The sequence below is a fragment of the Cupriavidus sp. SK-3 genome, assembly GCF_000611145.1.
Classification (GTDB): domain Bacteria; phylum Pseudomonadota; class Gammaproteobacteria; order Burkholderiales; family Burkholderiaceae; genus Cupriavidus.
Genome location: NZ_JFJV02000038.1, coordinates 38,953 through 51,115 on the forward strand (window position 1 = coordinate 38,953; position 12,163 = coordinate 51,115).

The 12,163-nt window shown below is 63.5% G+C and carries 20 protein-coding genes; 11 read left to right on the forward strand and 9 right to left on the reverse strand.

The genetic code is table 11. From position 1 onward, the window contains the following. Positions 1–116 precede the first annotated feature (116 nt). Positions 117–2,717, reverse strand: a complete 2,601-nt coding sequence (gene ligD, locus CF70_RS04335; protein WP_035860903.1) for a DNA ligase D — start codon at positions 2,715–2,717, stop codon at positions 117–119. Between the two features lie 304 nt (positions 2,718–3,021). Here ligD and CF70_RS04340 point away from each other — a divergent pair, with 304 nt between their 5' ends. Together CF70_RS04340 and CF70_RS04345 are read left to right on the forward strand one after the other, a co-directional pair. Next, positions 3,022–3,366, forward strand: a complete 345-nt coding sequence (locus tag CF70_RS04340; RefSeq protein WP_152561683.1) for a hypothetical protein — start codon at positions 3,022–3,024, stop codon at positions 3,364–3,366. A 167-nt stretch (positions 3,367–3,533) separates the two neighbouring features. Beyond that, positions 3,534–3,728 carry a hypothetical protein gene (locus CF70_RS04345; protein ID WP_035860848.1) on the forward strand — a complete coding sequence of 65 codons (195 nt, stop codon included), beginning with the start codon at positions 3,534–3,536 and terminating at the stop codon, positions 3,726–3,728. 35 nt (positions 3,729–3,763) lie between these two features. Here the strand turns inward: CF70_RS04345 and CF70_RS04350 are convergent, their stop codons facing one another. Together CF70_RS04350 and CF70_RS04355 are read right to left on the reverse strand one after the other, a co-directional pair. Continuing rightward, on the reverse strand, positions 3,764–4,642 hold the full coding sequence (locus tag CF70_RS04350; RefSeq protein WP_035860850.1) for a lipid A biosynthesis lauroyl acyltransferase: 879 nt from the start codon (positions 4,640–4,642) through the stop codon (positions 3,764–3,766). A gap of 157 nt (positions 4,643–4,799) precedes the next feature. Beyond that, positions 4,800–5,039 (reverse strand): hypothetical protein, encoded by a 240-nt coding sequence (locus CF70_RS04355; RefSeq protein WP_035860853.1) that lies wholly within the window; start codon positions 5,037–5,039, stop codon positions 4,800–4,802. Between the two features lie 308 nt (positions 5,040–5,347). On the opposite strand from CF70_RS04355, the gene CF70_RS04360 reads away from it, so the two are divergent. The 6 genes from CF70_RS04360 to CF70_RS04385 all read left to right on the forward strand — a co-directional run bounded on the left by CF70_RS04360 (position 5,348) and on the right by CF70_RS04385 (position 8,181). Beyond that, entirely contained in the window at positions 5,348–5,551 is a 204-nt protein-coding gene (locus CF70_RS04360; RefSeq protein ID WP_006157950.1) for a cold-shock protein, read from the forward strand. Between the two features lie 99 nt (positions 5,552–5,650). Further along, positions 5,651–6,502 (forward strand): trypsin-like peptidase domain-containing protein, encoded by an 852-nt coding sequence (locus CF70_RS04365; RefSeq protein ID WP_235184876.1) that lies wholly within the window; start codon positions 5,651–5,653, stop codon positions 6,500–6,502. A gap of 60 nt (positions 6,503–6,562) precedes the next feature. Continuing rightward, positions 6,563–6,847, forward strand: a complete 285-nt coding sequence (locus CF70_RS04370; RefSeq protein ID WP_035860860.1) for a hypothetical protein — start codon at positions 6,563–6,565, stop codon at positions 6,845–6,847. A gap of 117 nt (positions 6,848–6,964) precedes the next feature. Next, on the forward strand, positions 6,965–7,288 hold the full coding sequence (locus CF70_RS04375; RefSeq protein WP_035860863.1) for a hypothetical protein: 324 nt from the start codon (positions 6,965–6,967) through the stop codon (positions 7,286–7,288). Positions 7,289–7,387: 99 nt separating this feature from the next. After that, complete coding sequence (locus tag CF70_RS04380) at positions 7,388–7,672, forward strand: hypothetical protein (protein ID WP_035860866.1); 285 nt, start codon at positions 7,388–7,390, stop codon at positions 7,670–7,672. 134 nt (positions 7,673–7,806) lie between these two features. Beyond that, positions 7,807–8,181: a hypothetical protein gene (locus CF70_RS04385; RefSeq protein WP_035860868.1), complete on the forward strand. Its 375-nt coding sequence runs from the start codon at positions 7,807–7,809 to the stop codon at positions 8,179–8,181. A gap of 63 nt (positions 8,182–8,244) precedes the next feature. On the opposite strand, the gene CF70_RS04390 is transcribed toward CF70_RS04385, so the two are convergent. The 3 genes from CF70_RS04390 to CF70_RS04400 all read right to left on the reverse strand — a co-directional run bounded on the left by CF70_RS04390 (position 8,245) and on the right by CF70_RS04400 (position 9,102). Further along, positions 8,245–8,499, reverse strand: coding sequence for a hypothetical protein (locus tag CF70_RS04390; RefSeq protein WP_035860870.1), 255 nt, complete (start codon positions 8,497–8,499; stop codon positions 8,245–8,247). Positions 8,500–8,579: 80 nt separating this feature from the next. Continuing rightward, entirely contained in the window at positions 8,580–8,801 is a 222-nt protein-coding gene (gene infA / locus CF70_RS04395) for a translation initiation factor IF-1 (protein ID WP_006157957.1), read from the reverse strand. 73 nt (positions 8,802–8,874) lie between these two features. Further along, the gene (locus CF70_RS04400; RefSeq protein WP_035860906.1) at positions 8,875–9,102 is read right to left on the reverse strand and encodes a hypothetical protein; all 228 of its coding nucleotides are present in this window, start codon (positions 9,100–9,102) and stop codon (positions 8,875–8,877) included. 557 nt (positions 9,103–9,659) lie between these two features. Here CF70_RS04400 and CF70_RS04405 point away from each other — a divergent pair. Then, on the forward strand, positions 9,660–9,860 hold the full coding sequence (locus CF70_RS04405; protein ID WP_035860872.1) for a hypothetical protein: 201 nt from the start codon (positions 9,660–9,662) through the stop codon (positions 9,858–9,860). 58 nt (positions 9,861–9,918) lie between these two features. Here the strand turns inward: CF70_RS04405 and CF70_RS04410 are convergent, their stop codons facing one another. Continuing rightward, positions 9,919–10,161, reverse strand: coding sequence for a hypothetical protein (locus tag CF70_RS04410; RefSeq protein ID WP_035860874.1), 243 nt, complete (start codon positions 10,159–10,161; stop codon positions 9,919–9,921). Between the two features lie 217 nt (positions 10,162–10,378). Further along, a complete protein-coding gene (locus CF70_RS04415; protein WP_035860875.1) occupies positions 10,379–10,648 on the reverse strand; it encodes a hypothetical protein in 270 nt (89 codons plus the stop codon). A 232-nt stretch (positions 10,649–10,880) separates the two neighbouring features. Here CF70_RS04415 and CF70_RS36875 point away from each other — a divergent pair, with 232 nt between their 5' ends. Both CF70_RS36875 and CF70_RS04420 read left to right on the forward strand, forming a co-directional pair. Further along, a complete protein-coding gene (locus tag CF70_RS36875; protein ID WP_200876690.1) occupies positions 10,881–11,018 on the forward strand; it encodes a hypothetical protein in 138 nt (45 codons plus the stop codon). A 176-nt stretch (positions 11,019–11,194) separates the two neighbouring features. After that, positions 11,195–11,416 (forward strand): hypothetical protein, encoded by a 222-nt coding sequence (locus CF70_RS04420; protein WP_035860877.1) that lies wholly within the window; start codon positions 11,195–11,197, stop codon positions 11,414–11,416. Between the two features lie 362 nt (positions 11,417–11,778). Here the strand turns inward: CF70_RS04420 and CF70_RS04425 are convergent. After that, positions 11,779–12,163: tripartite tricarboxylate transporter permease (locus tag CF70_RS04425; protein WP_035860879.1), on the reverse strand; the 385-nt coding region annotated here is incomplete at its 5' end.

Here is a 12,163-nt window from a genome sequence, read left to right on the forward strand (position 1 = left end):
GGCAAGTCCCCGGCAGGTAAAGTGCCTCGGCCTGCTTGCGGCACGCGGGCTATGCCTGCTCAATCGATGGAGCGTGCTCCGGCTGCTGGCCGCCAGGCAGGGACCGGCAGGGCCGCTCAGGGCATCATCAGCTTGATCGGCTTGGTCAGTGTCTGCCTGGTGGTGGCATAGCCGGCCCAGGGATCCTCCTGCCGCGCGCGGAGGCGTTCGTGCAGATTGGTGATGGTCCACCGCGCACTGGATTCGATGCTGTCCAGCTCGTCCCAGGCAAGTGGCACGGAAACGCCAAGCCCGGGACGCGCCCGCGCGGAAAAGGCGGCCACCGTGGTGGCGCCGAAGCCGTTGCGCAGGTAGTCGATAAAGGTCTTGCCGACGCGGTTGCGGGGCCCGCTCCTGGCCACGAAGCGTTCCGGCACGATGCTGGCCATGTGCAACACGACTTGCCTGGCGAATTCCTTGACGGTCTCCCAGTCGTGGCGCGCGGAGATCGGTACTACTACGTGGAGACCCTTGCCGCCGCTGCTCTTCAGGAAGCTGCGCAGGCCCAGCTCATCCAGCACGGTCTTCATCATCGCGGCGCCTTCGCGTACGTGGTTCCACGGCACCCCTTCGCCGGGATCCAGGTCGAAGACCACCCGGTCCGGCCTGGCAAGCCCGCGCTTGTTGGCATTCCATGTATGGAACTCGATCACGTTGAACCGGGCTGCCGCGACGATGCCCGCTTCCGTGGCAATTTCAAGCAACGGCGGATGGTCCGGCCATAGCGCGGGATCGAGTGTGTTGATGCCGGGCATGCGCAATGCATCCCCGTGCTTCTGGAAGAACAGCTCGCCGTCGATGCCACTGGGGCCGCGCACCAGCGCCACGGGCCGGCCGCGCAGATGCGGCAGCAGCAGCGGGGCGATGGCCTCGTAGTACCCCACGAGGTCGCCTTTGGTCAGTCCGGTCGAGGCATCGATGACGCGCCCGGCATGGCTGATGCGCACGCGCGGTGCGGCGGATGTCTCGGGCGTTGCCTTGGCTGTCCCGGTGGAGCGTGTCGCAGGCTTGTTCTTGTGCTTGTGCTTGCCATCCGGCCCGATCTGCGCAGCGCGTTCCACCGCGACCGCGGCGGCCGGCTTGTCGGTGCGCAGGCCGTGGAACACGGCATGGCGCACACGGCCTTCCCGCGTCCAGCTGCCGAAGGAAATCTCGGCCACGAGCCTTGGTTTCACCCAGTGCGACGGCACCCTACCTGCCGGCTCGCCCGCGCAAGCGGAATCCAGCGGCGAGGCATCCTGCCGCAGGGCAACGAGCCTGCGCGCAAGGCTGGACAACGTATCCGCATCGAAGCCAGTGCCGACCTTGCCGGCATAGCGCAGCCGCCCGCGCTCGTCATGCACGCCGAGCAGCAGCGCGCCGATCCCCTGGCGGGAGCCGGCGGGATCGGTATAGCCGACCACCACGAACTCCTGGCGCTGCGTGCACTTCAGTTTGATCCAGGCGCGTGAGCGGGTCGACACGTAGGGCGCATCGGCACGCTTGCCGATTACGCCTTCGAGCCGGAGTTTGCAGGCAACCGGCAGCAACTCGGCGGCGCTGGCCTCGAAGCTCTCGCTAAAGCGCAGGTGATCGCAAGGCCTGGCTGTCAGCGCGCGGCGCAACATGTCCCTGCGCACGGATAGCGGCACCTTGCGCAGGTCGAAGCCGTTGCAATACGGCAGGTCGAACAGGAAGTACCGGATTTCGTCGAGTTGCGCGTTTTCAAATGCATTCTGCAGGGCCTGGAAATCGGTCCTGCCGTGCTTGTCGGCGATCACGATCTCGCCGTCGAGCCAGCCGGACTGCAGGCCAAGGCCTGCGACAGCCTGCGCCAGTCCGCGCAGCTTGCTGGTCCAGTCGTTGCCGTTGCGCGTGAACAGGCGCACCTTCTTGCCTTCGACGCGGGCGAGCAGGCGGTAGCCGTCGAACTTGATTTCGTATAGCCATTTGTCATCGGCCGCCGGTGGTTTGTCGACCAGGGTCGCCAGTTGCGGTGCCAGCATGGGAGGCAGGGCGGCCGACCTGGCGGCGGACGGCATATCGTCGGGACCCAGGGAAGCCGTGGCCCGGCTGACGGCGCTCGCGGCCTTGCGTTCCGCGTTTTGCGCCAATCTGCCCGCTGGCCTCGCGCTGGCTTTGCGCTTGGCGGGCAGCACGCTGTCGGGCAGTGCTGCCACGATGTCGAATGACGCCGCCGCGCGCGCTTCTTCGTCGCGTTCCTTGATCAGCAGCCAGGCGGGCTTGTCCGCATCCTGGTCGCACCTTGCGTGCATGCGTACCAGCGTCCAGTGCCCGTGCAGTTTTTCTCCATGCAGGGAGAACTTCAGCTTGCCTTCGCGGTATCCCGCATGCGGGTCGCCGGTGGGCACCCAGGTGCCGCGATCCCACACGATGACCGTACCCGCGCCGTATTGCCCCGGAGGAATCACGCCCTCGAAGGAGCCGTAGTCGAGCGGGTGGTCCTCGACCTGCACAGCCATGCGCTTGTCGGCGGGGTCCAGGCTTGGCCCCTTGGGCACCGCCCAGCTTTTCAGCGTACCGTCGAGTTCCAGGCGAAAGTCGTAGTGCAGGCGCCGGGCCGCGTGTTTTTGCACAACGAAGGACAGCCTGGCGGCAGGCTTGACCTTTGTCCCCCTGGGCTCGCTGGTGACGCTGAAGTTGCGTTTCTGGCGGTATTTTTCCAATGGTCCTGGCATCTCGTACACCTTGGAAGGCAGGTCAGCGATAGTCCGCGCAAGGCGGCCGGGGCGCGGGGAATCAGCCCGGCCGGCAGGGTTGTGCGCAATGCGTCGCAGCAATCGTGCCCGGCACATCTGAAGATGTTAGCCAAGGGAATGAATCCTGCATGGAGACAGGGCACTTGCGCTTGTGCCGCACCCAGGGCGCGCGAACGGGCAGGCGCTTACCTGACAAGGATCCCCCAGTTTGCATTTTCTACGACCCCCGCGGGCCACGATTTGCAATATATGCCGTGCTGCCGCCGCTTTGATAATGTCCACGATGGGCGGGAAGCCATCGGCCCGCCAGGCATGGCAGGTAGCGATCGGCCTTGCCGCCGTCGCACTCGGTCTGCGGGCCGGCGTCGCCTGCGCCGAGGTGGCCGAGCCGGCGTCTTCCGTGGAGGCGGCGCAGTGCGGGGACCTGATCGCGATCGTGCGGGATAGCCTGGATAGGGAGGTGGCGGTGTCTTGCGCCCGTTCCGGCGCTTCGTCGTGCAGCGAGCGCAAGCGTCCCCTGCTTGCCATCACGACGTATATCCAGCAGCGGACTGCCGCCGGCAGCGACGATTGCGAGACATTGCTCGAGGTGAATCGCCGGCTGCGCGCGTTGCCCGCAAGGCACTGACACATCCTGTCCACGACAAGCTGTTGCGCTGCGGCCCGGGCGGTGGCGCATTGCCATGGCGCTGGCCAGATGCCGGCAGGGGGCGTGGCGGTGCTACCATTCGCGCTGCTTGCCAGCGTGGGCATCATGCCCAGGCGGCGGACTTCGACTTTTGCAGGGGAATCTGGATGGATCCGACAGTAGTGATCAGCACCTTCGAACGCATTGCCAATGACGAAACGGTCGAGCTATCGGTGGACGACGCCGTGGCCGGGCTGGCAGCGCTGCTAGCCAGCGAGACATTTTCCGACGCGGCGCGGGCGCTGCTGGAAAAGGTGGGCGCCACGCTCTATCGCGTGAGCTTGGACGGCCACCAGGACTAAACGGCGGCTGCTCGCACGGGTGGAGCGGTGCCGTCTCAATAGACGGGCGCCTCGCCATCCGGGCGGTGCTTGAAGCGGCGGTGCACCCAGTAGTATTGCTCCGGCATGTCGCGCACCTGGGTTTCCAGGAATGCGTTCATGCGCAGCGCGTCGGCCTTCTCGTCGCCCGAGGGATAGCCCGCCATCGCATCGAATATCTTCAGCTTGTAGCCGCGGTAGCCGGGCAGGACCGAGGTTGTGAACGGTACGACACGCGCGCCGCTAAGCGCGGCGAGGCGGGATACCGAGGTAAGCGTGCAGGCCTGGACGTTGAAGAACGGCACGAATACCGAGTCGCGCAAGCCAAAGTCCATGTCCGCGGCGAGCATCAGCGGCGTGCCTGACTTAAGCGCCCGCAGTGCCTGCCGCACGCTGCCGTTGCGCGGGATCATCTCGGTGCCGAACCTGCCGCGCTGCTGCCTCGCCAGCTGTTCCAGCAAGGGGTTGGACATCTTGGAGTAGAGCGAGGCCACCGGGTGCCTGATCGAATAGAACATGCAGCCGGCCTCGATCGCCACGAAATGGAACCCCAGGAAAATGGTCGGGCCGGCGTCGGCATTGCCGAGTTCGATGGCGGAGTCCAGTTCGACGAGGTCGTTCAGCCTGCCGGCGTCGCCATACCATTGCACGCCGCGCTCCAGGTAGCTCCGGATCACATGGCTGAAATGTGCCTCTCCCAAAGCATGCCGGTGCGACTCGCTTGCATCCGGAAAGCACAGCCGCAGGTTGGTCTGCACGACGCCGCGGCGCCGGCTCGGAATGCGATATAGCAGGGCGCCAAGGCCCATGCCGATACGTGCGCACACGCTGTAGGGTAGTGCGGCGAGCAAACGCAGCAGGCTGATGGTGAAAAAAAGTCCGATGCGCTGGATCATCCAGGTCCTGAAAGATTACCGCGCCGTGTGCTTCGCGCCGCCGTAGCGCGGTTTGCGCGGGCGTGCGGCATGGTCTCAGTGAGATCGCGGCAGTGAGTGGTGAGGGCCAGCGGGAGCAGCGTGCCGACGAAGATGGGAAATGGCCCTGCGGCCTATGTCACTGCAGGTCCTGAGCCAGCGTTTGTTGCAGGGCAAGTTGCCAGCCCTGCGTATCGACGTTCTTTTCGTCGCGGTAGATCCAGCTGGTGGCGCAAGCCTGGCACACGAAAGTGCTGATAGTGCTCGCGGGGCGGCGTGGCACCTTGATGCGCTGCGTGTCGGTGATCCTGAGCATGGCATGCCCCGGCGAACCACCGCGGTTGGCTTCGATGGCGAGGCAGGCTGGGCAAGGCGACATGCGGAATCCGGCAGCGGTAGGTGGGTGACTGTAGCACGTTCATGCGGCCACAAACCGTCACGGGCGAGGGTGCCCGGACGCTAAATCGGGCCCATCCGCCATCCTTGGCGCACTTTCTTTGCAGCCACGTTGACATGCCTCTTCCATGCCTGTATAAATGTTGATGCAGGATCTTTCAAGCGGTTACTCAGATGTTATGGATCGTCCCTCCAAGCGGCGATTCGTTTGCTCCATGTTCCTTCCTTGATCGTCATGCCTGGTGAGCAATAGGCTCATCCAGAACTTTTAAGGTTTAAAGGATATCCAGCATGGAAACCGGTACCGTCAAGTGGTTCAACGACTCCAAGGGCTTCGGCTTCATCACCCCTGACGCAGGCGGCAACGACCTGTTCGCGCATTTCTCGGAAATTCAAGGCGGCGGTTTCAAGTCGCTGCAAGAAGGCCAGAAGGTGCGTTACGTCGCAGGCGTTGGCCAAAAGGGCCCCGCAGCGACCAAGATCGAGCCGATCTGATCGAGCCGAATCGAATCGCCTAGAAAAAGCCCCGCCTAGCGGGGCTTTTTTTTTACCGACCGGGAATCAGCGAGGCGCCTGCGCCAAATCATCATGCCTGTGGTCGAACCCATCCTTCTTGCCGCCGTCCGCGTCTCGTCCTTCGACGGCCAGCAACCGCTCACCAATGCGAGTGGCTTTTTTTTCGAGCGCGACGGGCGGCTCTTCGTGGTGACCAGCCGCCATGTGCTGCTCGATGAGCCGAGCAAACATCACCCCGACCGCATCGAGATAGAACTGCATAGCCAGCCGGAGAACATGGCCGACTCGATCGGCTTTTCGATTCCGCTGTACCGCGATGGCCTTGCGGTCTGGCGGGAAGGCGAGGATGGCGGCGGCCCGGTCGATGTCGGGGTGGTGGAGCTGGAGCGCAAGGCGCTGCCGCCGAAGCTTGTCTACAGGGCTTTCACGCCGGAGCACCTGGCGCGGCCGTCGGACCACGTCGAGGTGGGCGATTCGCTGTTGATCGTGGGATTCCCGCTGGGTTTTCATGATGCGCTTCATCATCTGCCGGTGGCGCGCCAGGCGGTGGTCGCATCCGCTTACGGATTGCGTTTCCAGGGCCAGGGTTTTTTCCTCACGGATGCAAGGACCCATCGCGGCACGAGCGGTGCGCTGGTGGTCTCGCGCATGCGCGATGGCCGGGGCGAGAAACTGGACCTGCCGTGGATGCTGCTGGGCATTCACTCTGCCCGCTTCGACGTGGGTTCGCGCGACCTGGCGGAGGACGAGGTGCTCGGACTGAATTCGGCCTGGTATGCGGACATGCTGCTGACCCTGACCGAGCCGGCGAAGGTGGCGCCAGCAAGGACGGCTCCGGGCGCGGCCGCGCCTGTTGCCCCCACGCCAGCCGCGCCGTCCGCCGGGTCGCCTTTCCCGGCGCCTTCCACATCTCCAGAGCCGCCAAAATAAAGGTGATGATGCTGCGCCTATAGGAGTAGAGTGGGGATCAATGTAACTGCGGAGCGCATCATGGACGCCAATCCGATTGCCAGCTACAAAGGGTTCGATTTGTACCCCCTTGTGTTCAAGCATGCGGTGGTGCGCACGTGGCCGGAGCGCAGGCCCGACAGGACCTTCGATGCCGCCGTTGTGATCTGCCGCGAAGGTGGTGAACCCGAGGGCGAGAAAGCCCGTACTTTCCGCCTGGATACAGTGCCTTGGGACAATATTGGTGCCGCGCGCCGTGGTGTCGTCCGATACGCCGAGGACATCATCAACGGCGCGATCCCCGGGCAATCCGTCGTATCGCTCTGACGCCTGTCGCGATATGCGGCAGGGTCCGCTGTGGTGCGAGGGTGGAGCGGATTCGCGCGCCGCGGCTGTATCGCCCATCGGCCAGGCGATGGGCCGCTTATCCGCCTGGCCGGTGCCATGATAGATCTCGTTGCCTTCGTGAAGCCCGTGCTTGATGAGATCACCGGGCAAGATGTCAGGACCTGGATGACAGGACAGCGCGTAGTCACCGCGAACTGGCAGATCCCTGATGCCGGAAGCCTTGCCTGGTCCGCCAGGACGCTTGAAATCGAGATGGCGCAGGAAGTCGCGGAACAGCTGAGCAGTGCCGACCAGCGCGCCTTATATCAACTGCAACGCAGCCTTGACCGGTTTTTGCGCGCACGCCTTGGTGTCCATTGCAAGCAGGACAGGCCAGGGAAAGCGATCGCGATTGTCGTCGATCGCCTGATGGCTCCCTAGCTTGCCCCGCGTGGCCGCGCAATGGGCCCCGGCATTGTCCAGTGTGTGCGAATCTTCACGAGGCCCGCATCGGCGGCATCCAGCCGCCTGGAGCACTACATGAACAATACGCCTTCCGCCAGCTACAAGGGATTCGACCTCTATCCCCTGGTGTACAAGATTCAACCCGCGCAATCGTGGCCCAGGACCAAGCCTGACCGCAGCTTTACTGCGTCAGTGGTCATTTGCATCGAGGGTCATCGGCCCGGCAGCGAACGCACTCGCGTGTTTCGCCTGGAAAGCACGCCGTGGGAGAATATCGGTACGGCTCGCAGGGGAGCCGTGAAGTTCGGCGAAGATATTATCAACGGGCTGATACCCGGTGAGTCGGTGACCACGCTGTAAGGGTTGTGCCGGAGATGATTCCGGCGCAGCGGCGCGGCGTTGCCCAGTGCGACGTCCGGTGCGATGCCCGTGGCGTCGGGTCTACCTGTCAAATATTGCCGTGCGCATCGCGCCGGCCCGAGAGCGCATACGTCATGAACAAGGTTGCCACACCATCCAATTTCCTCTGCACGCTACCGGGGCAAGGCAAAGGCATCGCCTACCACGTGGCTGTCAGCTTTCTGGACTCCAGTCATCCGACAGGCGTGCGTTTCACCAGCTTCGTCGGCGACGGCAGGCGCTCGTTTGGGGTTCAGGCCAGGGAGGCCGCCCTGGCCGGCACGGCGGTCGACAGCTTCGAGGCGTTGTGCCGGCTGGCGATCGGGCAGGCGATTCGTGACAATTTGTATGACAAGGCCGGCGAGGGAGACTTCGTGCTGGACCTGGACGCGGAACCCTGGGAGGGCGAATTGCGCCCGGTCGGCTCTCGCGTTGGCACCAGCATCCCACGCATGCGTTTTCCCGGCTGAGCTTCCGCCGCTCGCGGCGAAGGCACGGGCGCGTTGCGCGCCGTGGCCAGGCGTAATCGGAGCTTAGACTCCGAACGCCGGGCTGCCGAAGCGTGCCAGCAGCGTTTCAATCAGTGCCATGTCTTCCGTGCGCGGCGTCCTGTCTTCGGTTGCGCGCGACGGGCCACAGTAGGTGGCAGCCACATGCCTGCGTACGGTAAGCACTTCATCGGCCGGGCGTTCCACCGTGACCTCGGGTCCAGGCACGTGGCGGTAGCTTCCGCCTACCCAGCCGCCCGGCGTCAGGTGCATCTCTTCCCATTCTTCGCTGATCGACATGTTTCTTCCTTTCATAAGAGAGTTGGGAGGGGGCCGCGGGTCTACAGCCTGACGGCGCGGCAGCGTGTCTGGCCTTGGTCTCAATACTTGTGACGGTAATTGATGCGGCCCTTGGTCAGGTCGTAGGGCGACATTTCCAGCGTCACGCGATCGCCGGCCAGGATACGAATGCGATTCTTCTTCAGGCGGCCGGACGAATATGCCCACACCTGGAAACCGTTTTCCAGAATGACGCGGAAGCGGTTGTCCGGCAATACTTCCGATACTTGTCCACCAAATTCCACCAGTTCTTCTTTAGCCAAGGATGATCCTTTTGCAGCAGGTGCTGCTGCACATTAGGTTTAGACGCATGCGGGTTGCTTTTAAGTGGCCGGCTTATTGCAGGCGCATGCCGGCAGCGACGCTCTCGGCCGCGCGTCGGGCGGCCTGTTTTGCCTGGGCTTCGGTGCCATGCGTGGCATGGCGCATCGAAACGTTGGCAACGATGCATTCGGAGCCGTTCTTGTATTCGGCGATCAGGTAGGTCGCAAACCACACGCCTGGCTCTTGTTGGATTGGGTACACCGATACGGTGTACGGATTGCCGCGATTGCTGCGGTTGATGCCTTGATTGAAGCTTTTATTCAAAGTGCTGCCCTTGTGCGGGCGGACGATCTGAGGCAACGTTGAGCGCATCTCATGGTGCGCCGCGTGCTCTCTTGGGGCGATCGGTCGCCGTGATTGAGTTGCCAGCCGCGTCAGGCCCGGCGCTGTTGCGCTAGGAAGGTGGCTGGTGATGAGTGGACCGTGCTTGCGCAGGCTGATGCGCCAGGTACATGCGCACAGGTTGCGGAGCGGACATGCCGCCGGGTCGGAAGGGTGATGGGCGGTTGCCGCCCTGAACGAATCGGGTGTACGCCCGACAGGCCGCCGTTAATGTTCTGATGATGTACGGCGACCGGCACGTTTGCGTCGATGACTAGATGCGATCGGCAAACGGCCAAGACCGTCAATGATACCATTTTCCGTCTATCGGCGCTTGCGTCCGGATTTGGGCGTACGATAGGCAAGGCGTTGCGCGTGGCGCCGCTTGCGGCACTTTCGTGGCGAAGCGCCGCCAATCGTATCCCAGGGATGCCGGGGCCGGGCGCCGGGCAGGCCGCAACCGCGCGAGGTGGACGATGCCAGAGAGTTTTTTCTATAAGGGGCACTACGTCAACTTCGAGCTGACGCAGCGCACCTTCGGTCAGTGGCACTGGATCTACACCCTGGACACGCACGGCCGCTTCGAAAACCAGGGCAGTGCATTCGGCACCCGCGAACTGGCCAAGGCCGACGCGCTGGAAAACGCCAAGGCACGGATCGAGCGCCTGGTCGAATAGCGTCCTGAATCCCGATTGCAAGGCATCCCGGATTCGGCGCGCCAGGCGCTCGCCCTCCTTATTTCCCTTCGTTGGGAATGTTGTACTGCTCGCGCAGCGCGGTCGTGAAAGGCCGGATCTTCTCCAGGCAGGCGGCGCTGTCGCCGCCTTCCATGGTCGAGAGGTCCCAGTTGCATCCGCCTGCATCCGGCGCCTGCCAGCATACGTCGCCAAAGCAGGCACCGTTGCACTCCATCCATTTTTGCTGCTCTGCGCGGATCATCGCGCGCAACTCCGCCTTGTTCTTGATTTGTCTTTCCATGGTCGTCTCCTGTGTTTTCGTGGGGAAGTGTTGCCGGGCGTGGCTGCGGCTGTGCCGGTCAGGGCGGCCGCGCGATGGACTGCAATTCCGGGCGAATCGAGGGGCCGGGGCGAAGTCCGTGCGTGGATGCCGGCGGATGCCGCGTCGTGGAAAGACGCCGGTGGGGCATCGCTGGGGCGCGCGGGCATCGGACGGGAGAAACAAGCGCGGGGCGGGATTACTTTCGTTTGACGAAGGTGGACATATCGTCGATGACGGTCCTGGCATAAGACACGGCCAGGTCGATGGCATCGTGCGGCGTTTGCGCTATATGCTGGAGCAGCGGGGGCACCAGCCTGAGCGAACCGCTGTCGCCGCTGACCTGGGTGATGGTCACTGTCGCGAGAAATTTCGCTCGCGCGAGTTCGGCATCGGGGCTGTCGTCGAACGAGCGACGCACATTGGCCGAAACCTTGAACCCCTTGTAGATCGCATGATTTTGAGACATGTTGATCTCCTTTCTTCAACGAGCATACGCTGTTTGCCCGGTGGTGTCCGATTTACTTTTCCGCATAATGGAAGACGATGCTGTTATCGCGCGATAGCGATAACGAATGGCGATTTTCATGGTGCGAAACGCTTCCCGGTGCGCGTGATAATTCCCTGAATGCGGGAGTAAGCGGGTATGCTGGATCTGCCGCCTGGCAACCAATGCAGTAACTCACTCGTGGAGCATCACCATGGCCAAAGGTCAATTACGCGGCAATCGCGAAACCAAGAAGCCCAAGCAACCCAAGAAGCCGGTCGCCCCTGCCGCCCCGTTCGGTGCAGTCCAGTCGCGCGTCGGCAATGATGGTGCAACGGGCAAGAAGAAGTAATCGAGAAGGGATTGAAGCGGTGCGTCGGCCGGACCTTGCCATTCCTGCCCCTTGGCGGGAGGCCCGGGTGCTGCCGCTATGCGCGCGCCCAGCGCCTGGCATTGCTTGATGAAGCGACGTTCGCTAGTCAGCGTCAGGGCGTTCAAAAATAGCGGGAGTGCAAGATGAGGCGTGACATGTCCTTCGCGGACCGGGTGCTGTCAGCACTGCGGTCCGACAGCCAGGCGATGATGACGGATCTTCAGCTCGCCAAGGCGCTGGGCAATGCCGAGGCATCCAAGCTAAGTCACCATTTGCTGCTGCTTCAGGATTCGGGCCTGGTGGCCAAGACGGCCACCTCGGGATGGCGCCTGACCTGGGCGGGACATGACCGCGCGGAAGCGCACAGTGCGTCGTAGCGGGAACATGGCCGGCCATCCCGCCGGAGAGCATATTACGCGCGATAAAACGACAAGGCCCGCAGCCATGGCGGCACGGGCCTGAAAACGCTATCGCATCGCTGATGCTATTTCTTGTCGGCGGGTTGCTCGGTTCGCGGATCGAACTGGCCGGGCTGGGCGGTCCGGCCTTTCTCGCCGGGTTGCTGGAAGTGCGTCTTCCAGGGCGTGGCCGGCGTTTTCCGCTGACCAGGCGGCCTGGGACAATAATTCATGAAGTACCCCCTCGGTGACCGACAGTGCCGGACCGGCACCTCCTCAGTGTAGGCGCGTGCCTGCGCTTTCCCTAGCGCTGTTACCAGTCAGGCACCCGCCAGCCCGTGTCATTCCTCCTGGAATGCTTCCTCGCGCTTGGCCTTGATCGACGGCAGCGCCACAATGCAGACCAGCAGCGCCGCGGCAATCAGCAATCCCAGCGACAGCGGACGGGTCACGAACACCGTGAACTCGCCACGTGAAAGCAATAGCGCCCTGCGGAAATTCTCCTCCATCATCGGCCCCAGCACGAAGCCCAGCAGCAGCGGCGCGGGCTCGCACTTGAGCTTGATGAACAGGTAGCCGATCACACCGAAGCCAGCCGCCGTAAATACGTCGAAGGTCTGGTTGTTGACCGAGTACACGCCGATGCAGCAGAAGGTCAGGATGGCCGGGTACAGGAAGCGGTAGGGCACCTGCAACAGCTTGACCCAGATCCCGATCAGCGGCAGG

Excerpts from the sequence above, each read along its gene's own strand:
- ligD (WP_035860903.1), bottom strand. The coding sequence starts at position 2,717 with ATGCCAGGACCATTGGAAAAATACCGCCAGAAACGCAACTTCAGCGTC.
- CF70_RS04340 (WP_152561683.1), top strand. The coding sequence starts at position 3,022 with ATGGGCGGGAAGCCATCGGCCCGCCAGGCATGGCAGGTAGCGATCGGC.
- CF70_RS04345 (WP_035860848.1), top strand. The coding sequence starts at position 3,534 with ATGGATCCGACAGTAGTGATCAGCACCTTCGAACGCATTGCCAATGAC.
- CF70_RS04350 (WP_035860850.1), bottom strand. The coding sequence starts at position 4,642 with ATGATCCAGCGCATCGGACTTTTTTTCACCATCAGCCTGCTGCGTTTG.
- CF70_RS04355 (WP_035860853.1), bottom strand. The coding sequence starts at position 5,039 with ATGTCGCCTTGCCCAGCCTGCCTCGCCATCGAAGCCAACCGCGGTGGT.
- CF70_RS04360 (WP_006157950.1), top strand. The coding sequence starts at position 5,348 with ATGGAAACCGGTACCGTCAAGTGGTTCAACGACTCCAAGGGCTTCGGC.
- CF70_RS04370 (WP_035860860.1), top strand. The coding sequence starts at position 6,563 with ATGGACGCCAATCCGATTGCCAGCTACAAAGGGTTCGATTTGTACCCC.
- CF70_RS04375 (WP_035860863.1), top strand. The coding sequence starts at position 6,965 with ATGATAGATCTCGTTGCCTTCGTGAAGCCCGTGCTTGATGAGATCACC.
- CF70_RS04380 (WP_035860866.1), top strand. The coding sequence starts at position 7,388 with ATGAACAATACGCCTTCCGCCAGCTACAAGGGATTCGACCTCTATCCC.
- CF70_RS04385 (WP_035860868.1), top strand. The coding sequence starts at position 7,807 with ATGAACAAGGTTGCCACACCATCCAATTTCCTCTGCACGCTACCGGGG.
- CF70_RS04390 (WP_035860870.1), bottom strand. The coding sequence starts at position 8,499 with ATGTCGATCAGCGAAGAATGGGAAGAGATGCACCTGACGCCGGGCGGC.
- CF70_RS04405 (WP_035860872.1), top strand. The coding sequence starts at position 9,660 with ATGCCAGAGAGTTTTTTCTATAAGGGGCACTACGTCAACTTCGAGCTG.
- CF70_RS04410 (WP_035860874.1), bottom strand. The coding sequence starts at position 10,161 with ATGGAAAGACAAATCAAGAACAAGGCGGAGTTGCGCGCGATGATCCGC.
- CF70_RS04415 (WP_035860875.1), bottom strand. The coding sequence starts at position 10,648 with ATGTCTCAAAATCATGCGATCTACAAGGGGTTCAAGGTTTCGGCCAAT.
- CF70_RS36875 (WP_200876690.1), top strand. The coding sequence starts at position 10,881 with ATGGCCAAAGGTCAATTACGCGGCAATCGCGAAACCAAGAAGCCCAAG.
- CF70_RS04420 (WP_035860877.1), top strand. The coding sequence starts at position 11,195 with ATGTCCTTCGCGGACCGGGTGCTGTCAGCACTGCGGTCCGACAGCCAG.